This window comes from Arthrobacter sp. GmRoot5-12 (assembly GCF_059739365.1).
Genome location: NZ_AP046056.1, coordinates 1,303,358 through 1,327,076, shown reverse-complemented (window position 1 = coordinate 1,327,076; position 23,719 = coordinate 1,303,358). Strand labels below are relative to the sequence as shown.

22 protein-coding genes, 1 tRNA gene, 1 other RNA gene and 1 pseudogene are annotated in these 23,719 nt (G+C 66.9%); 11 read left to right on the top strand and 14 right to left on the bottom strand.

The window, feature by feature from the left end; all coding sequences use genetic code 11:
* Positions 1–252 (bottom strand): phosphoribosylformylglycinamidine synthase subunit PurS, encoded by a 252-nt coding sequence (purS, locus tag AC6JAM_RS05900; RefSeq protein WP_015935902.1) that lies wholly within the window; start codon positions 250–252, stop codon positions 1–3.
* Positions 253–521: 269 nt separating this feature from the next.
* On the opposite strand from purS, the gene AC6JAM_RS05895 reads away from it, so the two are divergent.
* Entirely contained in the window at positions 522–707 is a 186-nt protein-coding gene (locus AC6JAM_RS05895) for a hypothetical protein (RefSeq protein WP_018771849.1), read from the top strand.
* 261 nt (positions 708–968) lie between these two features.
* The gene (locus tag AC6JAM_RS05890) at positions 969–4,100 is read left to right on the top strand and encodes a S8 family serine peptidase (protein ID WP_497934265.1); all 3,132 of its coding nucleotides are present in this window, start codon (positions 969–971) and stop codon (positions 4,098–4,100) included.
* 92 nt (positions 4,101–4,192) lie between these two features.
* Here the strand turns inward: AC6JAM_RS05890 and AC6JAM_RS05885 are convergent, their stop codons facing one another.
* The 4 genes from AC6JAM_RS05885 to AC6JAM_RS05870 all read right to left on the bottom strand — a co-directional run bounded on the left by AC6JAM_RS05885 (position 4,193) and on the right by AC6JAM_RS05870 (position 6,562).
* The gene (locus AC6JAM_RS05885) at positions 4,193–4,525 is read right to left on the bottom strand and encodes a subtilase-type protease inhibitor (RefSeq protein WP_056392206.1); all 333 of its coding nucleotides are present in this window, start codon (positions 4,523–4,525) and stop codon (positions 4,193–4,195) included.
* On the bottom strand, positions 4,522–5,454 hold the full coding sequence (locus AC6JAM_RS05880; RefSeq protein WP_056392205.1) for a hypothetical protein: 933 nt from the start codon (positions 5,452–5,454) through the stop codon (positions 4,522–4,524). The genes AC6JAM_RS05885 and AC6JAM_RS05880 overlap by 4 nt, the downstream gene beginning before the upstream one ends.
* The gene (locus AC6JAM_RS05875) at positions 5,432–5,995 is read right to left on the bottom strand and encodes an SSI family serine proteinase inhibitor (protein ID WP_018771853.1); all 564 of its coding nucleotides are present in this window, start codon (positions 5,993–5,995) and stop codon (positions 5,432–5,434) included. Before AC6JAM_RS05875 ends, AC6JAM_RS05880 begins: the two co-directional genes overlap by 23 nt.
* A 78-nt stretch (positions 5,996–6,073) precedes the next feature.
* Positions 6,074–6,562, bottom strand: a complete 489-nt coding sequence (locus AC6JAM_RS05870; RefSeq protein ID WP_018771854.1) for a MarR family winged helix-turn-helix transcriptional regulator — start codon at positions 6,560–6,562, stop codon at positions 6,074–6,076.
* Positions 6,563–6,639: 77 nt separating this feature from the next.
* Between AC6JAM_RS05870 and AC6JAM_RS05865 the strand changes: the two genes are divergently transcribed.
* Positions 6,640–6,882 (top strand): hypothetical protein, encoded by a 243-nt coding sequence (locus AC6JAM_RS05865; RefSeq protein ID WP_018771855.1) that lies wholly within the window; start codon positions 6,640–6,642, stop codon positions 6,880–6,882.
* A gap of 118 nt (positions 6,883–7,000) precedes the next feature.
* The gene (locus AC6JAM_RS05860) at positions 7,001–7,216 is read left to right on the top strand and encodes a hypothetical protein (protein WP_018771856.1); all 216 of its coding nucleotides are present in this window, start codon (positions 7,001–7,003) and stop codon (positions 7,214–7,216) included.
* Positions 7,217–7,300: 84 nt separating this feature from the next.
* Here the strand turns inward: AC6JAM_RS05860 and AC6JAM_RS05855 are convergent, their stop codons facing one another.
* Entirely contained in the window at positions 7,301–8,659 is a 1,359-nt protein-coding gene (locus tag AC6JAM_RS05855; RefSeq protein ID WP_018771857.1) for an aspartate kinase, read from the bottom strand.
* Between the two features lie 246 nt (positions 8,660–8,905).
* On the opposite strand from AC6JAM_RS05855, the gene AC6JAM_RS05850 reads away from it, so the two are divergent.
* Positions 8,906–10,039, top strand: a complete 1,134-nt coding sequence (locus AC6JAM_RS05850) for a hypothetical protein (protein WP_497934264.1) — start codon at positions 8,906–8,908, stop codon at positions 10,037–10,039.
* Positions 10,040–10,071: 32 nt separating this feature from the next.
* On the opposite strand, the gene recR is transcribed toward AC6JAM_RS05850, so the two are convergent.
* The 3 genes from recR to ffs form a co-directional block, all read right to left on the bottom strand.
* Positions 10,072–10,671: a recombination mediator RecR gene (recR, locus tag AC6JAM_RS05845; protein WP_018771859.1), complete on the bottom strand. Its 600-nt coding sequence runs from the start codon at positions 10,669–10,671 to the stop codon at positions 10,072–10,074.
* A gap of 92 nt (positions 10,672–10,763) precedes the next feature.
* Positions 10,764–14,189: a DNA polymerase III subunit gamma and tau gene (locus AC6JAM_RS05840; RefSeq protein ID WP_497934263.1), complete on the bottom strand. Its 3,426-nt coding sequence runs from the start codon at positions 14,187–14,189 to the stop codon at positions 10,764–10,766.
* A gap of 21 nt (positions 14,190–14,210) precedes the next feature.
* An RNA gene (gene ffs, locus AC6JAM_RS05835) (signal recognition particle sRNA small type) lies at positions 14,211–14,307 on the bottom strand.
* Positions 14,308–14,698: 391 nt separating this feature from the next.
* Here ffs and AC6JAM_RS05830 point away from each other — a divergent pair.
* Positions 14,699–14,783, top strand: a tRNA-Ser gene (locus tag AC6JAM_RS05830).
* Between the two features lie 80 nt (positions 14,784–14,863).
* Here AC6JAM_RS05830 and AC6JAM_RS05825 read toward each other — a convergent pair.
* Positions 14,864–15,799, bottom strand: a complete 936-nt coding sequence (locus tag AC6JAM_RS05825; protein WP_478222400.1) for an oxygenase MpaB family protein — start codon at positions 15,797–15,799, stop codon at positions 14,864–14,866.
* Positions 15,800–15,901: 102 nt separating this feature from the next.
* On the opposite strand from AC6JAM_RS05825, the pseudogene AC6JAM_RS05820 reads away from it, so the two are divergent.
* A pseudogene (locus tag AC6JAM_RS05820) lies at positions 15,902–16,756 on the top strand (M23 family metallopeptidase); the annotation flags it as partial.
* 74 nt (positions 16,757–16,830) lie between these two features.
* On the opposite strand, the gene AC6JAM_RS05815 reads toward AC6JAM_RS05820, so the two are convergent.
* Positions 16,831–17,541, bottom strand: coding sequence for a hypothetical protein (locus AC6JAM_RS05815; protein ID WP_497935990.1), 711 nt, complete (start codon positions 17,539–17,541; stop codon positions 16,831–16,833).
* A 65-nt stretch (positions 17,542–17,606) separates the two neighbouring features.
* Between AC6JAM_RS05815 and AC6JAM_RS05810 the strand changes: the two genes are divergently transcribed.
* Positions 17,607–18,119, top strand: coding sequence for a glutathione peroxidase (locus AC6JAM_RS05810; protein WP_018771863.1), 513 nt, complete (start codon positions 17,607–17,609; stop codon positions 18,117–18,119).
* Positions 18,120–18,278: 159 nt separating this feature from the next.
* Positions 18,279–19,208, top strand: coding sequence for a phosphodiesterase (locus AC6JAM_RS05805; RefSeq protein ID WP_018771864.1), 930 nt, complete (start codon positions 18,279–18,281; stop codon positions 19,206–19,208).
* Positions 19,209–19,225: 17 nt separating this feature from the next.
* Here AC6JAM_RS05805 and AC6JAM_RS05800 read toward each other — a convergent pair whose 3' ends face one another.
* Both AC6JAM_RS05800 and AC6JAM_RS05795 read right to left on the bottom strand, forming a co-directional pair.
* On the bottom strand, positions 19,226–20,851 hold the full coding sequence (locus AC6JAM_RS05800; RefSeq protein WP_018771865.1) for a stealth family protein: 1,626 nt from the start codon (positions 20,849–20,851) through the stop codon (positions 19,226–19,228).
* Between the two features lie 95 nt (positions 20,852–20,946).
* On the bottom strand, positions 20,947–21,876 hold the full coding sequence (locus AC6JAM_RS05795) for a hypothetical protein (protein ID WP_018771866.1): 930 nt from the start codon (positions 21,874–21,876) through the stop codon (positions 20,947–20,949).
* A gap of 148 nt (positions 21,877–22,024) precedes the next feature.
* On the opposite strand from AC6JAM_RS05795, the gene AC6JAM_RS05790 reads away from it, so the two are divergent.
* Together AC6JAM_RS05790 and AC6JAM_RS05785 are read left to right on the top strand one after the other, a co-directional pair.
* On the top strand, positions 22,025–22,324 hold the full coding sequence (locus tag AC6JAM_RS05790; protein WP_026266165.1) for a type II toxin-antitoxin system VapB family antitoxin: 300 nt from the start codon (positions 22,025–22,027) through the stop codon (positions 22,322–22,324).
* Complete coding sequence (locus tag AC6JAM_RS05785; protein ID WP_056392200.1) at positions 22,317–22,979, top strand: LytR C-terminal domain-containing protein; 663 nt, start codon at positions 22,317–22,319, stop codon at positions 22,977–22,979. The genes AC6JAM_RS05790 and AC6JAM_RS05785 overlap by 8 nt, the downstream gene beginning before the upstream one ends.
* Before the next feature lie 18 nt (positions 22,980–22,997).
* Here the strand turns inward: AC6JAM_RS05785 and AC6JAM_RS05780 are convergent, their stop codons facing one another.
* Positions 22,998–23,684 (bottom strand): TetR/AcrR family transcriptional regulator, encoded by a 687-nt coding sequence (locus tag AC6JAM_RS05780; RefSeq protein WP_134165163.1) that lies wholly within the window; start codon positions 23,682–23,684, stop codon positions 22,998–23,000.
* Between the last annotated feature and the right edge of the window lie 35 nt (positions 23,685–23,719).

The following is a 23,719-nucleotide window of genomic DNA, read 5'->3' as shown; positions in this document are numbered from 1 at the left end:
TCAGGCCTCGACGACCTCGACGTTGACGACATCTTCGATCACGGGGTTGGACAGGAGGGTCTCGGCGGCGTCGCGGGCCTGGGCCAGGATTTCTTCGGTCACCTCGCCGTCGACCGTCAGTTCGAAACGCTTGCCCTGGCGGACAGAGCTGAAGCTGGTGAAGCCCAGCCGGGGGAGAGCGCCGACGATCGCCTTCCCCTGCGGGTCCAGAATCTCGGGCTTGGGCATGACGTCAACAACGATCCGGGGCATCCGGCAACTCCTGTGCGTGAGCTTGGGTAAGGGCGCAGCGGAGTGGTGCCGTCTCACGCCGTACCGGGGTTGGGGGGACTGTTGGTCACCTGCGTTGGTTCACCATGAGGTCGGGCGCTCCGCGAGCTTGCCTTACCATTCTACCGGGCCGGGCGCACCCCTTTGCATCCGGCCTCCTGGGCAGCCGGGCGGCCGGGAATGAACCGGGGACGGGGGCGCCCCTGGGCGGGGTTATGGAGTTGCCGGAGGGCGTTCACTAGAGTTGCTGAATGGGAGAAAATTCGAAGTCCGTGCTGTTGCCGATGGTCGCCGCGGCCGTGTTCGCCGGCCTGGGCAGGATGGTGTTTCAAAAAGTGAAGGCGGACCGCCTGGCCCGGGAGACGCGGGTAGCCGGTCCTGTGGATGAAAAAACCAGGCAATGGATCAGTGACGTGGTGCGCACTCCCCGCCAGTAGTTTCGCCTGCGGTCTCTCGTTTGCCAGGGCGTCCTTCGGGGCGCCCTTTTCCATGCCTGTTTCCGGGTCCTGCGGGCCAACGCCCCACCCCGTATGACAAGCGGAAAATTCTCGAATGTGCCCTATGTCATATCGTGCTCTCAGTCTGTACCCTGTGAACAGTCTGGTCTCAGCAAATTACAAAATCTGTAATTCCCTCTGCAGTTCCAGTCGTTCGGGCTGTCCACCAAGGCTGGGCGGTACATCGTGAAAGGGTTGCACGTGAAATCAACTGGAAAGAGCCCCTCGCGGGCTGGGGGCCTCCGGAAAGCGGCCGCACTGGCCGTCGGGTTGCCCCTTCTCCTTAGCTCCATGGCCGTGGGTCCCGCGTCGGCGGCACCCGGCGGCCAAGGTACGGAAAATGCCTCCTCCACTGCGAAGGACAGCCAATTCAAGGACGGCCGGTACATCGTGGTGCTGGCCGGCCCGGCTGCCGCGGCGTACGAAGGGGGAGTTGCCGGACTGGGAGCCACCAAGCCCCAGCAGGGCAGGAAGCTCGACGCCGGCAGCCCCAACTACAAGGCCTACGACGCCCACCTTCGCAACCAGCAGCGTGAAGTCGCAGCGGCGCAGGGTGTCAGCCCCGCAAAGCAGTACACCGCAGCACTGAACGGGTTCACTGCCGAGCTGACCGCAACGCAGGCGGCAGCCTTGTCCAAGGACAACCGCGTCCTGGTGGTTTCACCCGACGTCGAAAACAAGCCTGACTACACCACCACCGACTTCCTCAAGCTCACCGGCCCGGACGGCGCATGGGCCCAACAGTTCGGCGGCCAGGCAAACGCCGGCAAGGGCGTTGTGGTGGGTGTCATCGACTCGGGGTACGCACCGGACAGCCCCTTCCTGCAGGGCGAACCCGTGAAGCCACTGCAGGGTGACCCGCAGGTGGGCGTCCCGTACCGCACCGGCGATGGCAGGATTGCCATGCTCAAAGCGGACGGCACCACCTTCGAAGGGGAATGCCAAAAAGGCGAGGGCACCGGGGCCGGGTTTGACGGCTCGCTCTGCAATACCAAGGTCATCGGCGCCCGATACTTCGCCGATTCCTTCCTGCAGTACGTGGCGCCGGGAAACCGTGCCCCGGAAGAGCAGATTTCCCCGGTGGACGTTGGCAGCCACGGCACCCACACCGCCACCACGGCGGCGGGCAATGCCAATGTCGAGCAGGTGATCGATGGAACCAGCTTCGGCAAGAGCTCGGGAGTGGCCCCCGCAGCCAAAGTCTCGGTGTACAAGGTCTGCTGGGAGGACACCAACCCGGACACGGGCGGCTGCTACTCCTCGGCGTCGGTCGAGGCCGTGGACGCAGCCATCAAGGACGGCGTCGATGTCCTGAACTACTCCATATCGGGCAATAACAACAGCACCACCGATCCCGTGGCGCTGGCGTTCCTGAACGCGGCTTCCGCAGGTGTCTTCGTTTCGGCTTCGGCCGGCAACTCCGGCCCTGCGGCCTCCACCGTGAACCATGCCTCACCGTGGCTGACCACCGTGGCTGCTTCCACCTTCCCCAGCGACCTGCTGGGAACGGTCAAGGTGTCCGACGGCTCCCTGTACCGCGGAGCGTCCATTATGAAGTCGGAAGTGGCGGACAAGCCCGTTGTCCTTGCCGCGGCCGCCGCGGCCGCGGGTGCGGCAAACCCGAACCTCTGCGGCCCGGGGACCCTTGACGGCTCCAAGGTGGCCGGCAAGGTTGTGGTCTGCGACCGCGGCGTGGTGGACCGCACCGCCAAGAGCCAGGAGGTCCTGGACAAGGGCGGCGTGGGCATGATCCTGGTGAACCTCACCAGCAGCTCGGAGGACGCAGACAACCACGTTGTTCCAACTGTCCACGTCAATGCCCCCAAGAGCCTGGAGCTGAAGTCCAAGCTGGAAGCCAATCCGGCGCTGACCGTCAGCCTGGTCAAGGGCGACCTGACCGGCCTGCCACCAGCCGCGGCACCCCAAATCGCGGGCTTCTCGTCCCGCGGGCCCACCCTGGCATCCGGCGGCGACCTGCTCAAGCCGGACATCTCCGCCCCGGGCGTCAACGTCCTGGCCGGTGTCTCCACGATCGGTAACGACGGCGACCAGTTCGGGTTCATGTCCGGCACCTCCATGGCCGCACCGCACATCGCCGGTTTCGGTGCCCTGGTCCTGGGCAAGCAGCCGAAGTGGACCCCGGCAATGGTTAAGTCCGCCATGATGACCACCGCCTACCCTCTGGTCAATGCCGACGGTTCGCCCAACACCGACCCCTTCCAGGGCGGCGCCGGCCACATCGATTCCACCCGCGTCCTTGATCCCGGGCTGGTCTACGACTCCGGGATCCAGGACTGGCTCGGCTTCCTGAACGGGCAGGGCGTTGACACCGGAGCGCCGCAGGCCGGCAGCATTGCCGCCCGCGACCTCAACCTGCCCTCCATCGCGCTGGGCAGCCTGGTGGGCGAAGTCCAGGTGAAGCGCAAGCTGACCGCCCTGGTCCCGGGCATGTACCACCCCGAGGTGAACATGCCGGGCTTCAACGTCAACGTCGAACCCAAGGCGCTGAACTTCGCCAGGGCCGGCCAGACCCGTGAAGTCACCGTCACCATCCGGAACGTCAGCGGACCGGTTGGCAAGTTCAGCACTGGAAGCCTCACCTGGAAGGGCCCGCGGACGGTTACGTCCCCTATTGCCATCCGTCCTGTTGATGCCCAGATTGCCCCGTCGTTCTCCTTCAGCTCGGCCACGGGCACCGGCAGCGGCACGATGGAGCTCGTATCCGGCTCCGACAACCCCATCGCCGTCGGCGTGGAGGGCCTGGCACCACTGAGCCAGACCGCCATCACCAAGACCCCGGGCGAGTACGCGGCCACGAATGACGCGCACAACGCCCTGCTCCAGGTGAAGGTGCCGGCCGGTGCCTCGTTTGCGCGGCTGGGCATCCAGGCACAGTCGAACGACGTCGACTGGGACATGGTGGTCTACGCACCGAACGCGTCGGGCGGGTTGACGGCCACCCAGGTGGCCACTGCCTCGGCCAGTGAATTCCTGGACCTGGAGTCGCCGCGGGCGGGCACCTACTATGTGGTGGCCAACCTTTACGCCACGCCGGACAACGGGCCGGCCACCGCATCCGTCCAGGCTGTGACCTTCGCCGGTGACGCGGGCAACCTCACGGTGAACCCAAACCCCATCGTGGCGCCGAACGGAACCGCCACCTCGGCGACCCTGAGCTGGACCGGACTCCAGGAGGGCTCCTACCTCTCCCGGCTGAGCCTTGGCAGCAACGGCATCAAAACCTGGGTGAACGTGCAGGTGGGACAGGGCGCTGCCCCCGCCCCGGCCGGCGCTCCCCGGCTTGACCTGGCCCAGGCGGTACCCGCAACCTGATCCGGAAGGCATGGGGGGAGGTCCCGGGCGGCTATCAGGCCGCCCGGGACCTTTTTACGTTCCTGCCGGCGGGAAGGCCAGGCAGCGGAAGGCTAAGTGGCTGTGCCGCCCAGTAAAGGTGCCATGGCCTTCCATCGGGCGATCTCGCAGCCGTCGTTGCGGGTAAAGGTCGAGTTGACGTGGCGCCCATGGAAAGTTCCGGTGACCGTGGCAACCTGCGGGCCGCCGTACTGCTGGGTGCACAGCTTGGGAGGACCAGGTTTGGGGAAGAAGATGCCTTCACCGAACCGCTCCACGGCGGCGAGGGCTGCTCCAGGTCGGGGCAGGGTGGTCCCGGCTGCGGGGGCGCCATCCGTGGCTACCAGCCGGAACACATGCTCCGGCGCATCGGGGGCCTCGCGGATTCGGATGGTCAGGTCGATCAATGCGGCGCTCCGTCCGACACGGCCCCGATTTCCGCGGCGAGCCGTTCCCGCAGGGCCCCCGCTTCCGTGGCGAAGGCACGCTGGTGCTCGACATAGGCGGCCTTGCCCTGCGGCGTCTCGATGGGGATGGCCGGATAGCCCCAGCCAGCCAGATCGTACGGGGAAGCCTGCATATCCATGGCCCGGATCCGCCAGGACAGTTCAAAGCAGTCCATGACCAGTTCACTGGACAGCGCAGGCAGCAGCTTGTACGCCCACTTGTAAAGGTCCATGTTGGCGTGCAGGCAGCCCGGCTGTTCCATGTGGCGCTGCGTGTCCCGGCTGGGGGAGTGTTCGTTGAGCGGGATGGCGTCGGGGGTGTAGAAGCGGAACGCATCGAAATGGGTGCAGCGGATCCTGTTCTCCTCCACCACCCGGTCGGTGCCGGCCGCTCCCAGCCGCAGCTGCAGATACTCATGCCGGAGGTCGAATTTGTCCTGGCGGTACACCATGGCCCACTCGTGGAGGCCGAAACAGCCGAACTGTGCCGGCCTGGCCGCCGTCCCCCGGAGGATGATGCCGGCAAAGACCACGGCATCCTTGCGGTCGGCCAGGAAGGCGCGCCGATCGAAGGTGGCCGCGGTGCTTCCCGCGGCCAGCCCCAGGGAGGCGAGCTCGCCGTCGTCGAGCATCCTGTAATGCTTCCACCCCAGCCGCGTGGCTGCCTGGGCGCCGGTAAGGACCGCTCCGGCGCCGGGGTGCCAGCGCTTCAGCTGGCCCGGCTTCTGCGTGTAATAGGTGAAGAGAAAATCCTCCACCGGGTGTTTTTGGCCAGCGGACCGTCGGGCCAGGTAGGGATCGGCGTAGCGGCTCACGCGCTGCAGGTGGGCTTCTTCCCTCGCCTGGGCGTTGTCTGCCGCCAGGAGCTTAAGAGGCTCCACCGGCGGCACCCAGCACGTCCTTGGCAGCGTCCCACGCACTGATTTCGCATCCGTTGGTCCGGGCAAAGGAGGAGTCCACGGCAACACCGTCAACCATGCCCGTCACGGTTGCCTTCTGGGGGCCGCCGTACTGCTGGGTACAGGGTTGGGAAGTTCCCGGGGCCGCCGGGGACAGGATGGCTGGGTTGGCTTTCAGCGCTGCGCAGGCCGCGGCAGCGTTGGGGTGGCTGCTTTCCGCGGCAGGGGTGCCGGCGGAACAAACCAGGGTGTAGTCGAGTTCATCCGCGCCCTGGGACGGCACCACCGTGATGGCGAGTTCAGCGTTTCCCTGCCCCGGGCCGGCACTTGGCCGCGACGTGGTGGGGGCGGGAGCCGGTACCGACGTTTCGGTGTCCGGGGAAGGAGTAGGGGAGCCGGCGGATGAGCTTCCGGCTGCGGAGGTGGAGGGCGCAGGTGAGGCGGACGTGCCATTGTCAGGAGTGCCGCTGCAACCGGTGATTAGCCCGGCGCCAACTGCCAGGACCGTTGCGAGTATGCGGAAACTACGCATCAGGCTTCCTCTCCTTGGTCTGGTTATTCTAGTCGCTTGACGCCCTGCCGACGTGCCCGGGACGGGTCCTGCCGGCACTTAACGGGACGTCGCAGCGATCAGGCCCATCATGGACGCGTGCAGTTCCGTCACCTGCTCCCGGGTCAGCCCGAGCCGCTCCATCATGGTCCCCGGTACCTTGAGCGCCTGCTGCCGCAGGGCGGCACCCTTGGCCGTGAGTTCGACGGCGAGGGCGCGCTCGTTTCCGTCCGCCCGGTGCCGCGTGAGCAGGTCCGCTGCCTCCAGCCGCCGGAGGAGCGGGGAAATGGTGGCCGGCTCCTGGGCAAGGGCCTCGCTGATGTTCCTTACTGTCCGCGGGCTGTCTTCCCACAGGCAGAGCATCACCAGGTATTGCGGATGGGTGAGGTTGAGCTTCTCGAGCACGGGTTTATAGGCCCCCACCACACTGCGGGCAGCCACCGTGAGGGCGAAGCAGAGCTGGTGCTCCAGCAGCAGGTCGTCCTCCTGCACCCCGGATGGCCCTTCTGCAGAGTGTTCTTCCGTTTGCGCTTCTGCTGCGGCGGTCATACGTCCTCCATTGTTAGTGCACTAATCATTAGTGTACATTTGTTGGAGGTGAACAGTGAGTGGAAGGAAGCCTCTTCATGGGCAGGGATAAGTCCGCAGGCAAGGGCAATGCTTCCCAGCGCTTCATGCGCGCCACAGGCAAGCTGCGGGCGGTTTTCGGCCCCGCCAGCCGCACCGCGCTGGCGCACGACATGACCGAAGAAAACCGTCGGCTGCTGGTCCAGCGCCAGGCGGAAACCCAGCAGTGGGAAACCATCACCAGGCCGGACGGCAGCACTTACGTGGTGCCACGGAACCCCGAAGACCGGTCCCTGCGCTAGCAGCCCGTTCCGCCGCGAACAGGCGCCTTTTTCCTGCCCCGGGTCTAAAATAAGGGCACTGGCTCCTGCCGGAGCCTGCTGCACTTTCGCCCGAGGTCCGGGAAGGGGGTGGAAAACAGTGGCACATGTCCTCAGCGGTTTCATGAGCCTGACTGACAGGCTGCGCTTTGTCTTTGGTCCCGCCACCCGGCTGGATGCCGATGCGCCTGTAGTGCACAAGCATGATGAGTTCGAACAGGCCTCCGAAGAGGAACTCTCGCACTTCGTGGTCGAGACCGATTCAACCGGCCACCACTACGCGGTGCGCCGCGAAGACCTGGAACGCGAAAGCTAAACCTGTCCAGGCGCACGGTAAGACCAAAAAGCCGGGCTGCCTTTCCCGTGGGAGGAGAGGCAGCCCGGCTTTTTCGTTGAGTCCTTAGCGGCCGGTGCCGCCGTAAACCGTCGCTTCGCTTTCAGTGTCCAGCCCAAACGCCTTGTGGATCACGCGGACAGCCTCATCCAGCAGGTCGGCGTGGGTCACCACGGAAATGCGGATTTCCGAGGTGGAGATCATGTTGATGTTGATGCCGGCGTCGGACAGCGCCTTGAAGAAGGTGGCGGAGACGCCCGGGTGGGAGCGCATGCCGGCACCGATCAAGGAGAGCTTGCCGATCTGCTCGTTGTATTCAATGGCCTCAAAACCGATCTGGTCCTGGGCAGCGTGAAGTGCGGCCAGGGCGTCCGCGCCTTCAACGATGGGCAGGGTGAAGGAGATGTCGGTCTTGCCCGTGCCATGGGTGGACACGTTCTGGACGATCATGTCGATGTTGGAGTGTGCGTCGGCGATGACCTGAAAGATTGCGGCGGCCTTGCCGGGGATGTCGGGGACGCCGACCACGGTGACCTTCGCTTCGGAACGGTCATGCGCAACGCCGGAGATGATTGGCTGCTCCAAGGCAACTCCCTCTTGAGTGGTGATCTTGTCGTCGGCGCTGGGGATGACCCAGGTGCCTTCATGCTGGCTGAATGAGGAACGGACGTGCAGGGGGACGCCGAACCGGCGGGCGTATTCCACGCAGCGCAGGTGGAGGATCTTGGCACCCGAGGCGGCGAGCTCCAGCATCTCCTCGCTGGAAATGGTGTCGATCTTCTGTGCCGACGGGACCACGCGCGGATCGGCGGTGAAGATTCCGTCCACGTCGGTGTAGATCTCGCAGACGTCCGCTTCGAGGGCAGCCGCCAGAGCCACCGCCGTCGTGTCGGAGCCGCCGCGGCCCAACGTGGTGATTTCGTTCGTGGCCCGGCTCATGCCCTGGAAGCCTGCCACGATGGCGATGTGGCCCTTGTCCAGGGCGGTGCGGATGCGGTGCGGGTCGACGTCGATAATCCGGGCCTTGCCGTGGATTCCGTCGGTGATCATGCCTGCCTGCGATCCGGTAAAGGACTGGGCGGAGGCGCCGAGCTTGTTGATGGCCATAGCCAGCAGGGCCATGGAGATGCGTTCACCGGCCGAGAGGAGCATGTCCATTTCGCGGGCGGGGGCGGAGTCGGTCACCTGGGCAGCGAGGTCCAGGAGTTCATCAGTGGTGTCACCCATGGCTGAGACGACTACAACTACCTCGTTGCCGGCTTCCTGGGCATCCACGACGCGCTTTGCCACGCGCTTGATCCCGTCGGCGTCCGCAACGGAGGACCCGCCGAATTTCTGCACGATGAGCTGTTTCGTCACCGCGCCGGCGGCGGGGGCCACCTGGGGCTGGGTTGCGTTGTGCACTTCGGCAGTGGGCGTACTCATGCGCGTACCTTCATTGGATCAATTGGAGTTCTGGGAAACCAGGCAGCCTGACGCCGGGACGGCGCGACTTTCCTCCGACAGTTTATCGCCGCGCCCGGAGCGGCGTTGAATTGTGACCACATACCGGCCACGACACGGTTCCTATGGACAGGCCCGGGGTGGTGGACCACGATGGGACCAGTTACCCGGCTTCACGGGCCGCAGCCCGGACCTTGGCAGGCACAGGGCCGGGGGTCCTTTGGAGATATGGAGGATTCCGTAGTGGCCGACGACCCGCAGCCAACTGCAGGAATGCCCCAGGAGCCGCTTTTTGAGCCGATCGGCCCGGACGCGGATAAGCGCGGCGGGGAAAGCGCCAACGAGGGCCTGGATACCGGCCGTTCCGGGTCTCCACGCCCGGGCTTCGCAAGGACAAGCCTGGTCAAGGGACTGGCCGACTGGCTGGTCAGCCTGACAACCATCCGGTTCTGGTTTACGGTGGCGGCCGCGGTCCTGTGCACGTGGGCTGCTGCCGGCTCCGTGGTCCTGCTTGCGCCCCTGGGCGGCGGGGCCGGTCCGGAGGTCTTTCCCCTGCTGGTCTACTCGCTGGCGTCAGCCCTGATGCCGGCGACCGCCACTTTGCCCGCTGTTGCCTGGGGCGTGCGCGCGGAGGTCAGGTTCCGCGGCATGAGGGGGCGTACCGGAGGTTTTGCCCTGTTGGCGGTACTGCTGGCCACGGCTTTGCGGGGACTGGTGTTGGCAGCTGTTGTTCTCGGTGTACTGCTGGTGCAGGCCTGGATTGCGGACGCTTCGGGGGCAGTGGCGGCCGTTTCTGCGGGCGTCGTCCTGGTGGAGTGCGGGGTGTTTGGTGCCATGGGCGCCGGGCTCTTCGCATGGGCTGGACGTCCGCGCCTGGCGAATGCCGCCGGCGGGTTGCTGGCCTTGGCCTTTGTGGCAGGGGCCCCGGCCGCAGCCATCGGATTGTTGCCCCTGGTCCGGGCGGAGGAACGTGTCACGGTGGCGCTGAATGTCGAACGGGCGCGCGACGGAACCCACGTGGCCTTCCGATGCTCCGAGATCGAGGCCGGCATCAGCGAGGTTTACCACACCGAGCGTCTGATGTGGCTCCCGGCGCTGAGCCCGCCCGTCCTGTTCCTGATGGCTGGGGCGGAGGCAGACCGCGCCGGCCAGGTCCTGGGATGGGTGCCCGCAGCGATTCAGGAAGCTGCGGACGGGATGCAGGTGCCATGCGTGCAGGGGCAACCGCGCAGCCGGGACGAGCCCCGGGCGCCCCTGCCCGGGATGGGGCTCCTTGGCCAGGCGGCGATAGCCGGCGCAATCGTGGCGGGAGGTTACCGCGCAGCGCGGCGCCGCGACGGGGCACCGGGTGATCCGGCTTGAAGGGCGTGCTTCGGAAAACCGGGCGCCTGCGCTCAGCCCAGGGCGTTGCGCCGGCCCTCGAAGGCGCGGCCCAGGGTGACTTCGTCCGCATACTCCAAGTCACCGCCCACGGGCAGGCCGGAGGCAAGACGGGTGACGGCTATGCCGATCGTCTTAAGCATGCGGGCCAGGTAAGTAGCCGTTGCCTCGCCCTCAAGGTTGGGATCGGTGGCGATAATCACTTCCTGGATTTCGCCGTCGTTCAACCGTGTGAGCAGCTCGCGGATCCGCAGCTGTTCCGGTCCCACGCCGGCGATGGGATTGATGGCACCGCCCAGCACGTGGTACCTGCCGCGGAACGAACGGGTGCGCTCCACGGCCAGGACATCCTTGGATTCCTCCACCACGCAGATGATCGCGGGATCACGGCGCGGGTCGCGGCAGATGTTGCACAGTTCCTGCTCCGTGACATTGCCACAGACCGTACAAAACTTGACCCGCTCCTTGACGGTGGTGATTGCTTCCACCAGCCGCTTCATATCCTGGGGGTCGGCTTCAAGGATGTGGAACGCCAGCCGCTGTGCGGACTTGGGGCCCACCCCCGGAAGGCGTCCGAGCTCGTCGATCAGCTCCTGGACAGCACCTTCGTACACGTTTCCCTCTTTAGTTTGGTGTGGATGGCGGGTGGAACACTCAGTTGGTCATGGCTGCGGGGCTGCCCGCCGGCGGTCGACCTTGCCGGCCGTCAATAGCGTGGCGTGACCGGGCTTCCGTCCAGCGACCGCTCCTCGATCAATTTTCCGCCCAGGATGCGTTCCACGGCAGCCCGGCCGAAGACGCCGGACTCCTCGATCGTTTCATCGTCGGCGCTGGGCACGTCCTGGACATAGGAGCTGGGTGCGGACGCGGCCCTGGCCGGTGCCTTCGCCCGTCCTGCCTCAGCCTCTGGGCTGTTGGACAGCCGCTGGTAGAGGCTTTGCCGCGTTTCAGTCCGTCCGGCCACGGGTGCAGCCGCCGCCGGCTGGGGACGGGAGGGCGCAACCGCTGCCTTGGCCACCGGGGCGGCTGCCGCCGAGGCCATGGCGAATTCCGGCGCGGGAGCGGAGGCGGGGGACTGCGCCGGGTAGGATCCCGCGGCGGGCGCGCCGCGACCGGGGCCGGAGACTGCCCCCGGGGCGGAACCTGCGATGGAACCCGTACTCGTGCCCGAACCCCATCCCGCTGCTGCGACAGGGGCAGGGGCAGGGGCAGGGGCCGCGGCCGCGGGTGAAACGGGGATGGAGGGCGGTACCTGGGCTGTTGCAGGGGCGTAATGCGGAACGTCGGCCTGTGTTCCGATGTTGTCGGGTACAGAGCCGGGTGCGGGGTTGGCACCCACGTTGCTCTTGTCTCCGACAACCCAGATGCCGGGGGCCTGTTCCACAGCCCGCGTCCAGGGATCGTGGGCCGGACCCGCATCTGTGCTGCCGGGCTGGGCAACGCTGTCCGGGGTGGAACCACTGGTTGCTGCCTCCCGGGGGCGCGCAGCGGCGTCACCGCGGGAGCCTGACGGTTCCTGGCTGCCGCCCACCTCGGGGGGTGGTGGCGTTGCCCGGTTGCCGGACGGCGTGGCGGGCACCCAGTCCATCGGGGGTTCCTCATCCAGCGGGGGAGCGTCCTCATCCCGCGGCGGGCCCCAGTCGTCGTCGGAGTAGGAGTAGTCGCCACCCGCTGACGGGTATGGGGATTGGCCGGCGTCCGGGCCTGAGGTGCCGGCGGCTGTTCCCGGGCCCTGGGCGCCGGGACGGGAGGGCTGTGCGTCCCCGTGGCCGCGCACGCCGGCGTCGGTCACCGGACCTGCGCCTGGAGAGCCGGCCACAGCGGGAGTCCCCTCCGGTACGGCTTCCGGGCTTGCGGCAACAGCTGTGCTCCCGGAGCTTCTGCCAACAGCGGGACCTTGGGCAGGCACCGGGTTCCGGGCAGCGGCGGGGCTCTCAGGGCTTCCGCCCGCCGGAGCCGCGGGTGGGGCGGCTGTGGGAGCCTGCGCCGGCGGGACAGGCTGCGCGGGGGCAGGAGCAAGCCCCCAGGCAACGTCAGCTGAAGTGGCCGGAACCACCGGGCTGGACGGCACTTTTGGGTTTGGCTCAGAGCTCGTTTGGCTGGTGCCGCCGGAAACCGCGTTGATCTGGCAGTCGATGCCGACGGTCTTGTGGATGGCCTGGCGCAGGTTGTCCGAGTGGTCCGCCCTCCCAAAGGCGCCCGCGAGTCCCGGCGTGGTGAAGGACAAGGTCACAACACTGCCGTCGAAGGCGCTGACCTGCGCGTTGGGCTCAACGAGGGCCCAGGTGCTGCGCTTGATTTTGGACAGTACCTGCAGGACATCCGGCCACGCCCTGCGGAGGACCTCCACGTCACCCATGGCCGCGGGAGCCGCAGGGGCGGGCCTGGCGGGCGCCTCCTGGTGCGGCGGCGGCACCGCTGCCTGGGCGGAAGCCTGCCGGTCCTCCGGAGACCGGGATGCGGCAATGGCTGGCGTTGCTGCGTTGCTTGGCGGCGCGGCATTGGCTTGCGGTGCTGCGCTGCTGGACGGCACGGCATTGCTTTGGGGCGCTGCGTTACTTTGGGGCGCTGCCTGGCCGGTGCGTGCGGCGGCGGGGCGCTCCGGTGTCCCGAGGCGCGCCGGGTCCTCGACAGGCCAGTCATTGGTGCTTACCCGCGGCGGTGTCAGCGGGCTCCGGGGCGCGTCAGTGCCAGGCCGGGCGGGCGCGGCCTGGGCCGGAGTGGACTCGGCAGCGCCGGGCCGGGTGGGTTCGGATGGCGTGGGGAGGGCTTGGGCCTGTGACTGTGGTGCCGCCTGAACGGAAGGGCCGGCCGCCACCGCTGGGTGCAGGGGCTCGGGCGAGGAGGTGCCCGGGGTGGCGGCGGCAGGTGCGGCTGCCGGCACTGCCGTTGCGGGAGCAGCCTGGGCCGCCGGAGCGGTGACGTCGTTCCCTGTGTAGTTGAGCCGCCGCTCCACCCGGTCAATGCGGGCCGCCATGCCGCGCTCATTCTGTTCCGAGCTGGGCAGCAGGATCCGGGCACACAGCAGTTCAAGGTGCAGCCGCGGGGACGTGGCTCCGGTCATTTCGGTCAGGGCCGTGTTGGTGACATCCGCGGCCCGCGAGAGTTCGGCGGCGCCAAGGTTGTGGGCCTGGTTCTGCAGGCGGGCGATCTGGTCCGCGGGCATTCCCCTAAGGATGGCGTGCGCACTTTCGGGCATGGCCTGGACAATGATCAGGTCCCGGAAGCGCTCCAGCAGGTCCTCCACGAACCGGCGGGGATCGTGCCCGGTCTGGATGACCCGGTCCACGGCGCGGAAGACTGTGGCGGCGTCGGAGGCGGCCACGGCCTCCACGACGTCGTCCAGCAGCGAGGCATGGGTGTAGCCCAGCAGTGCAACGGCGAGCTCATAGTCCAGTCCATTGGGTCCGGCGCCTGCCATGAGCTGGTCCAGGACGGAGAGCGAATCACGGACGGAGCCGCCGCCGGCGCGGATGACCAGTGACAGGACGCCGGGGGCGACGGGAACGTTTTCCTGGCGGCACAGGAGCTCAAGGTAAGCCATCAGCGGCTCGGGCGGCACCAACCGGAAGGGGTAGTGGTGGGTCCGGGAGCGGATGGTTCCGATGACCTTGTCCGGCTCCGTGGTGGCAAAGATGAACTTGATGTGTTCCGGCGGCTCTTCGACGATCTTCAGCAGGGCGTTGAACCCGGCGGAGGTGACCATGTGGGCTTCGTCGATGATGAAGATCTTGTAGCGGTCCCGCACCGGGGCGTAGGTGGCGCGCTCGCGGAGGTCCCGCGCGTCGTCAACACCGCCGTGGCTCGCCGCGTCAATCTCGATGACGTCAAGGGAACCGGAACCGCCGCGGGCCAGCTCGACGCAGCTGGGGCAGGTTCCGCAGGGGGTGTCCGTAGGGCCCTGGGCGCAGTTGAGGCAGCGTGCCAGGATGCGGGCGGACGTGGTCTTGCCGCAGCCCCTGGGGCCGGAAAAGAGGTAGGCGTGGTTGACCCGGTTTTTCCGCAAAGCCGTCATCAACGGCTCGGTGACATGCTCCTGCCCGATAACGTCAGCGAACGAGTCGGGACGGTATCTGCGGTACAGGGCGGTAGTAACTGTCACAGAGAAAACCCTACCAATCCGGGCCGACATCATGCCGCCCTGTGGGGGAATAGTAAAGACCCCCCATGCACCCGCCAGAGCCCGTCTACCCTTGCTACCTTCCGGTCCTGGGGGAGTTCAACAGGATGACGCCACATGAGGGGCCGCGAGCTACTTTACCCGAACATCCGGCTCGACTCGAATCGGCCGTCGCCTGCTGCCCGGAGCCCGCTTCTGGGGAACAACACAGTGCCGGAAGCTATTCAGACGGCGGTCTTCATTGCTTATCCCGCCGGCAGCCGCGATCATTGGTATGTACACCGATTGGGGCAATCTCAAGGTTGTGAGCTGCGTGGCCTGGCTGAACGGGACGGACCCGGCAGCTCAACGGTGCATCGGGGAATGGGCGCGTTGGGGGCGTCCATTTCCAGCTTAAGGGCGATGCGCAGGCGTCTCCGGGCACGGGCAGGGGAGCGCGGAAATCCTGCTCCGAACAGCCCAATTGGGCGATGCGGAAAAGTTCAGGTAATCTAATACCTGCTTTTGATTCAGAAGCAGTTGGAGAATTCGCCTAGCGGCCTATGGCGCACGCCTGGAACGCGTGTTGGGTTAACGCCCTCGGGGGTTCAAATCCCCCATTCTCCGCCGGTTAAGAACCCGGCCCCGGTGATTCCGGGGCCGGGTTCTTGCGTTTCCGCCGTCATGGGCTCCTGGTCGTGGACCCCCTAGGCCATGTCCGCCAAAGGCTCGCCCAGCCGCCTCAGGCGCTGCCTCGCAGCCAGTTCGCTGGGACCCATCCGCCGGCGAAGCCCGCCCAGGGCAAGATGGACGACGCCGAGCACCACCTTTGTGCCCAGCCTCACGGGCAGGGGGAAGGGGCCCAGCCGTGGAACGGAAAGCCCGAGCATCTGGCGGTACCGGGGTTCCAAGCTGTAGACGGCGGCCGCAAACAGGATCCGGTAACCGGGCTTTAGCAGGGGATGCAGCGGAGCGTTGCGGATGAACTGAACCGTTTCCTTCACCCTGTCGTCCGCGCGCAGGACGCCCTGCGTGTACCACTGGTCCAGCTGGCCGCGCATCTCCGCCTCGGTCAGCGGCGGGTTGTCCACTCCCATCAGCCGCCCGGCCTGGGCCCACTCCCGGACGTAGGCGTCCGGGCCGCCAGGAATGGGTCCGCCCCAGATCTTATGGGCTGCCAGGAAGCCATCCGTGAAGGCGATATGGATCCAGCCGGCCAGCCCGGAGTCGTTGGCACTGTAGGTGCGTGTGCCGCCGTCGTTGTCCTTGTAGGTGCCCTGGACCGGCTCATGGAGCCGGCGGACACGCCGTGTTGCCTCCTCGGCGGCCGCCGTTGAGCCGTATGTCACCGTGAAGATCCACCGGATGGTGTTGGCCAGCCGGCGCAAGGGGTCTTCCCGGAAGTTGGAGTGTTCGTGCACTCCCGCCAGGGCACCGGGGTGCAGCGACTGCATGAGCAGTGTCCGGATCCCGCCAACGATCGGCGTCATGGAGCCATGGACTGCCCAGACGGCCGAGCCGGGCAGGTGGTAGCCGGCGTCGTCGCCTTCCGCCAGCCGCAGCGACCAGTCCGGTGGTGCATCAGCCTTCCCTGAAAAGGTCTTCTTGATTTCGTCCTGCCATGTACGAAGGACATTGCGCATGAGACATTGTTGCCCATTTCTGCAGGGGCACCGCGACCAGCCTCCTGAGCAGCGGAAACTCCCAACCCCCTAACGCCCGCAAAAAACCCGCAATGTGCACCCATGGGGTTTCCACCCCTGCGGTGCTGTGGTCCCATGGGACATACCGTCGAGACAACGGGCGGCAGGCCACGACGTGGAGTCAGTCACTTGGGCAAGAATCCAGCGCCCGGCACCAGAAAGCCGGCCCAGCGTAGCTTTCCCCCCGTTGCACGCGCCGTCGCCGCGGCGGGGGTGCTGGCGGCGTCCGTTTATGCCGTCAACCTTTCTGCCGGCCCGGCAGGGCCCGTGCAGTGGACGGGATCAGTTGCGGGCACCGGGACCGAGGGTGCTGCAGTCCCCGGCGGAACATCCGGCGGGAACAGCATCGAGGAAGCGCAAAGGGAACCCGGTCCGCCGGCGTCGGACCAGGTCGGCGCCGGCGCCCTTCCGCCGGCCATCCTGTCCAGTCCTCTGGTCACCCTGGCTTTCCCACATACGGCGATAGGAAGTACGGGCGCAGATGCCCCGGCGGCCCTGACAGTAGGGCCGGCGGGCACGGGCAGGCCCGGAGCCGGCTTTTTGATGGCCCCGCTTCAGCTCCTCGAGCCGAGTTCGCCGTTCGGCTTCCGGGTCAGCCCGATCAGCGGGACTGCTGGTGATTTCCACCTGGGCCAGGATTATGCAGCGGCCTGCGGCATGCCCGTCCACGCAGCCGACGCCGGTGTTGTACGCGCGGCCGGATGGCATCCCTGGGGCGGCGGCAACCGTGTGGAGATCGATCATGGCGACGGCCTCATCACCACCTACAACCACCTTGAGTCCATCGGCGTCCATACGGGCGATACAGTGCAGGCAGGCCAAGTCATCGCGCGCGTTGGTACCACCGGATGGTCCACGGGCTGCCACCTGCATTTCGAGGCCATCCTGAACGGGCGGTATACAAACCCCCTCAGATGGAGCTTCCTGCAGCCCCGCACTATGAACTGGGCCCTTCCTGCCGACATGGTCTCCTATGCGCCCGGCCAGGGGCTGTCTGCCGGCAGGATCAGCTGGACCATCCCCCTCCGGGTGGATCCGGGCGGAGAAATCCCCGCTGCCGGGCTGCAGGTTTCACCCTTCCCGCCACTCCTGCCGCTTGCACCGGCACCTGCGCCCTCGGAGGCGACGGGTGTAGTGCTTGCGCCCCCTGACGCGCAATTGACGTCGACGGCCCCGCCACCCGCTGAACCTTCGGGGAGTGCCGCGTCGCCGTCGCCCACGGACCCCGCGCCCGGCCCGTCGCCGTCACCGACCGACCCGGCAACTCCGACGGCCTCGCCCAGCCCGTCGGACCCGGCAACTCCGACGGCCTCGCCGAGTGATCCAACTGCCTCGCCCAGCCCGACGCCGTCGCCGACTGACCCGGCAACTTCAACGTCAACTCCGACGGCCTCACCCAGCCCGACGCCGTCGCCGTCGCCCAGTGACCCTGGTCCAACTCCGACGCCGACTGAACCATCGCCCACCGCTCCAGCGGCCGCTACCCCAACCCCGGCGCAGACAACCCTCGAACCGGCCCCAACCCCGAGCCCGGCGCAGACAACCCTCGAACCGACACCAACCCCGACCCCGACCCCGACCCCGAGCCCCACGCCAACCCCAACCCTGGCGCTTCCGCCGGCAGAACCCGAGCCCACGGCAACCACCTCGTCAACCATGACGCCAAGCGCGACGGCCACCACCCCGCCGGCCTAGGAAATCTTCACTTTGGACCCGTACGGTGGGACGTCGGCAACGAACTGTCCATATGAGCAACCTTCCGCAGACCCGACGGCATGCGCCGCTGTATCCCATCCCGCTGGTCCTCAACGACGGCACCCGGACGGACTTCAGCCAGTTCAAGGGAAAAGTGGTGTTGGTGGTCAACGTGGCCTCCAACTGCGGCTTCACCCCCCAGTACGCCGGATTGGAGGCCCTTTACGAGAAGTTCCGGGACCGCGGATTCGAGGTCCTGGGCGTTCCGTGCAACCAGTTCGCAGGGCAGGAGCCCGGAACCGACCGCGACATCGCGGAGTTCTGCGAACGCAATTTCGGGGTCACGTTCCCGCTCACCGCCAAGGCCGATGTCCGGGGCAGGAATCAGCACCCGCTCTACACCGAGCTCACCAAGTTCAAAACGGGGCTGCTGCCGGGGCTGGTGAAGTGGAATTTCGAGAAGTTCCTGGTTAACCGCGACGGCGAGGTGGTGGCCCGCTTTGCCCCCACCGTTGAACCGGACTCGGCCGAGGTCATCGACGCGGTCGAGCAGGAGCTCGGATAAACGCGGTCTGGCCGAACCGGGTCTGCAAAAGCGCAGTTCTTCCAACTTTTTCCACATCAGCTCCGGCGATTTACCCCAAGTTTGCCAAATGTCTGATTGGATAAATATTACTGAAGGGTACAAGGGAAGAACGGCTTCCCACCGACCATAGAGGTAGCAATGGAGCACATCGAGGCCGAACACCCCCGGCCACGCCACTTCCTACTCCACCTGAGCGATCCCCACCTGTTGGGAGGTCCAGACCCCCTCTACGGAACTGTCGACAGCGAAGCCAGGCTCATCCAGCTCTTCGACGAAGTCAAAGCATCCGGCGCAAGGCCGGAAGCCGTCATCTTCACCGGCGACCTCGCTGACAAAGGCGATCCCCGGGCCTACGTGAAACTGCGGGCCATTGTGGACCCTGCCTGCAAGGAGCTCGGCGCCCAGGTCATCTGGGCCATGGGAAACCACGATGACCGGGCCAACTTCCGCAAGGGCCTGCTCGACCAGCCCGGCAGCGACGAGCCGGTGGACCACAGCTACTTCATCAATGGGCTGCGCGTCATCACGCTGGACACCACTGTGCCGGGCTTCCACCACGGCGAACTGAGCGGCGCCCAGCTGGACTGGCTGGCCCGGCAGCTGGAAACCCCTGCCCCGGACGGCACCATCCTGGCCCTCCACCACCCTCCGGTCCCGTCCGTGCTTGACCTTTCCGTGCTTGTGGAACTGCGCGACCAGGCCTCGCTGGAGGCAGTGGTCCGCAACTCGGACGTCCGCACCATCCTGGCCGGCCACCTGCACTACTCCACTACGGCCAGCTTCGCCGGCGTCCCCGTCTCGGTCGCTTCCGCCTCCTGCTACACCCAGGACCTGAACGTCCCGGTAGGAGGCACGCGCGGGCAGGACGGCGGCCAGGCCTTCAACCTGGTGCACGTCTACGAGCACACCATCGTGCACTCCGTGGTCCCGCTGGGCGCTTCACCAACGGTGGGCGAGTACGTGTCACCCGAGGAAACGGCCCGGCGGCTGGAGGCTGCGGGGATCCGGATCCCGGAGACCACCAAGCAGCGCGGCAACGCCAAGCTCGGAGCGTCCACCAGGCGGTGACTACAGCCTGGACCGGGCTACTTCTCCCAGGGCGCCTTGATGGGGAAGTACCTTTCCAGGAAGTCCGTGACCACTTCGGCGCGCTCGTCCGCGCTGATCTCCGGGAAGCTCCCGTCGTTCAGGCAGAAGAAGTCCATGTTCCGCTTGGCCAGCAGCTTGGGCAGGTATTTCAGCCCTGAGCGCATGGTGGTGTCAACGTAGCGGACCTTGGCGGCTGTCTGTGTAACGGCCCGGCCGGTGAGCAGTGCGTAGTAGTGGTAGAACGAGTTGGTCACGGAGATGTTGTCCGCAGCGCGGAAGCGGCTGGCTGCCGTCTTGCTGAACTCCGCGGGGAACTCCTCCTCCATCTGGGCCACCACGCTGCGCCGCAGCGGCGCGGCGGTGTGCTCCAGGTGGCGGGTGGTGATCCGGCCGAACCGGTTCCACAGGAGCTTGCGGTTCACCCTGGCGGCATTCTCAAACCCGCTGCGCTCAGCGGCGTTCTCACCCAGGCCGATCCTGGTTTCCGCCTCGATGAACTTGGTGATGCCGCCGGGCGTGAAGAACATGTCAGGGCCCACGGGGCGGCCAAAGAACATGTCGTCATTGGAGTAGAGGAAGTGCTCGGACAACCCCTCGATGTGGTGCAGCTGGCACTCCACGGCCTGGGAGTTGTGGGTGGGCAGCACGGAGGGGTCAGCGAAGAACTCCTCGCTGCGGACTATGGTGACCGACGGGTGCTCTGCCAGCCAGGCAGGCGCGGGGGAGTCGGTGGCGATGAAGATGCGGCGGATCCACGGCGCGAACATGTACACGGACCGCAGCGCGTACTTGAGTTCATTGATCTGCCGGAACCGGGCCTCGTGGTCGTCACCTTCGCCCAGGACGACGCCCTGCTGCTGCGCGCGGCGGGCAGCAATGTATTCCGGGGAGCTTCCGTCCACCCAGGAGAAGACGAGGTCGATGTCGAAGCTGATGTCGCTTGCGTGGTCGGCGAACATGTTCTCGATGGTGGGCCAGGTATGGCCGTAGCGTTCCACGGTGCCGCGGACGGCGTCCTGGCGCAGCAGGGTCCTGCGGGTCAGCGAGTTTTCGATGGGAAGGATGAGTTCCTCGCCCTCGAAGGACCAGAGTTCGATCTGCACCCCGGCAGAGGCGCCGAACTCGAAGCCGCCCACCGGCTCCACCCGGGGCCGGTACAGGCGGAAGATGCGGCCCTGCCGGTTGGGCGAGAGCTCCCCGTCGGCCACCAGGACAGACGTCTTCTTCTTGGCGTCCACGGTCATGGAATAGAAGGGCTCGTCCCGGCACGCCTCCACCAGGGCGGCCCGGAGCTTCTTCCGGTCCTTCCAGTCCAGGGCCAGGACAGGGCGGTCGTTGTTGCCACGGACCAGCAGATAGTTGAGGCCCGCGTTCGCCAGGACATTGCGGAGGAACAGCAGGTCCTCCACCATGGCCTGGTACGGAGTCCTGGTGTCATTGATCAGGGCAAAACGGCCCTTGTGCCGGATGACATCGGGGCGGTGCCTGAGCCGCTGCTCTGCCGCCGGAGACGTGATCTCGGCGTGAAATTGTTCCTCCACGGACGCCTGGCCGCCGTAGTAGACCTCGTCCTGGACCGGTGCTTCTGTAATGGTTGTCTCCGAGCTGGTGGAAGTGGGCATTCTTAACTGCATGATAGTCCTGCTGGAGTAACGGAAGGTTTCGGGGCCCGGTTGAAGCCCCTTGGCGACGTTTCGACGGCGGCCCGGCAGGGGGCTCAGGCGTCCAGCGCCTCACGCCAGCTGCGCAGGAAGGCCCCGCCGGCGTCGTCGTGGATCACTGTTTCCTCCAGCCCGAGGTCCGCTGCGGTCAGCACCGGATAGGGCTTGGCCGGCACACCGTCCGCCGGCCGCACATCCACGTGCTTCACCGGGTGGTCGTTATGGTGCAGCCAGTCCGCCATGGCGTAGTCGGTGCGGGAATCGCCCACCGTCCGCCACGCCTGCGGCGTGATGCCCTGGGCCGCCAGCAGCTCCACCGCCCGGCTGGCGCCAAGATCCTTCCCCAGCCGCACCGACTCGATGTCCGTGGAAATGATGGTGGGGTCCACGCGGTAGTCCACCTCGTCGTCGGAGTTCGGTGCGTGGTGGTCCAGGCGGACAACGCCCAGCCCGTGGCGCCCCATGAGCGCCATGGCCTCGGCGTCGAAGAGCTTCTGCTCGGCCAGGTAGTCCGCGCTGGGCACATCGATGTGCTGCTCCACGGACACCATGGCGCGCTTGGTTTCGTCGAAGAACATGTGGGCTGCATAGTCCTCCGCCACCAGCCGGCGGATGTCGTCGCCGTACGCCGCCGGAACGGCAAGCTCCCGGTCCACGTGGATGGGGCCGGGGCCGGCAGAGGTGTAGCTGAACCAGACCGCACCCTTTTCGCAGACGGCATGGATGACAGTTCCGGCTGGAATGCCGGCGGCGATCATCGGTTCCATGACCTGCTCGCGGATGAAGGCGTCGGAACGGCCGGTGTTGAAAATGACGGGGATGCCGGCTGCGGCCAGCGCCACCAGGTCCAGGATGATGTCCGGTTTGACGTCCCGCGTCAGCGGGCTGGCCACGGGGCCGTCCACGTCAAGCAGGAGCGCCAGCGGCGGCGCGGACGGCTGGCGGATTCCGGGCACGGGCGCGGCAGGGGACTCGGATACTGTCATGGTTCCATTCTGTCAGCACGGCAGGCGCTGCCGCTGTGTGTCCGCCCTACGGCCGGGGCGCATGGCATATGGTCACTGTTTGGCTACAACCTGGCGCCGGTCCGCCCTGCCACTTTCGCTGGGGCAGCGCGGTGCCTACTGTGGCATGGTGATATTCAAAGCTGTGGGCGAGGGCCGCCCTTACCCCGACCATGGTTACAGCACCCCCAAGCAGTGGGCGTCGCTGCCGCCGCGACCGGTCCGGCTGGACGAACTGGTCACCACCAAGCGCACCCTTGACCTGGAAGCGCTGCTGGCGGAGGATTCCACATTTTTCGGCGACCTGTTCCCGCACGTAGTGCAGTACAAGGGGACCCTCTACCTCGAGGACGGCCTGCACCGCGCGGTCCGGACCGCCCTGCACCAGCGCACCGCGATCCACGCCCGGGTCCTGGTGCTCGATGGCTAGGGGGCGGCCGAAGGACCCGAGTGTCCTTCATGGCCACCATGTTGTTTCCGGCCCTGAGCTGCGCGCCGCCATGGAAGCGGCCGCGGATGCCGATGAGACCGCCCGGGTCCGCCGCCGCGTGCTGCACGGGGTGGTGCTGGTCCTCCTGGCAGGCCTGATCGCCGCAGGCATCATCATTGCCATGGCCATCATCAACGGCCGGTTGAAGATCCCCGCCGCCGAGCCCGCCCCGGCACCGGTTTCCTCCTGCCCGGCCTCCATGTTCGACTACGTACCCAACGACAAGATCAACCTCAACGTCTACAACTCCACCACCAGGGCCGGGCTGGCGCGCTCGGTGGCGGACGAGTTCCTGGCGCGGAAGTTCGTGGTGGGGAACGTCTCGAATACCAACGCCGGCTACCGGGGTGTGGCGGCCGTGGTGTCAGGTGCGGGCGGACAGTCGGCGGCATTCACCGTGCAGCGCAACGTGCCGGGGTCGGACTACTTCCAGGACGGCAGGACCGACGCCAGCGTGGACGTGATCCTGGCGCAGGACTACAAGGCACTGGTCCCGCCGGATCTGGTGGACCAGACGCCGGGAAAGCTCAGCTGCCCCCGGGAAAGCCGGCGCATAGCGGACACCAACAGACTGCCTGTCACCCCCGCGGCCTGACCTCCAGCCAGCCGGTCCTTAGCCGGCCACTGCGGGAAGCTGCGCCACTGCCGGAAGCTGCGCCGCTGGCGGAAGCTGCGCCACCCGGATGGGCCGCCCGTCGTCGTCGAACCGCGCACCCGCACCCAACTGGATGAAGCGCACCGTCCTGGCCACGCGGGCTTCCAGCTCGGCCGGCTCGTCGCTGCCCCTGGCCGCACTGGAGGACAGGGTCCCCAGGATCAGCTGGGACTGCTGGCCCACGTCCGCCACCGGCAGGTACCCCTGCTCCATGCCGTCGCGCAGGATGTCCTGCAACAGGACGCTCAGCTCGCCTACATGGTCCGAGAGCTTGGCAAAGGACGACGGCGACAGCACCGCCCCCATGGCAGGTCCGGGCGGGAGGTGGCGGCGGCTGAGGTCAACCACCTGGGCGCGGACGTACAGGGCCAGCCGTTCCACGGGGTTCTCCAGCCGGGCCAACGATTCACGCAGGTCGGAAAGGAACTTCTCGGTCTCATCCAGGGCGTAGGAGATCAGGAGTTCTTCGATGTCTGCGTAGTAGTTGTAGACGGCCGTGCGGCCCACCCCGGCATGCCTGGCCACGTCTGTCATGGTCAACCCCGGGAGGCCATGGGTGAAGAGGAGTTCCCCAAAAGCGGTGAGGATGCGCCGCTGGGTGTCCGCGCGTTGTTCGGCATTGCTGGCCGCTGAAATCCTGGGCATGCAGACACTTTACCGCGATGTGTCAGTAAAAGGCG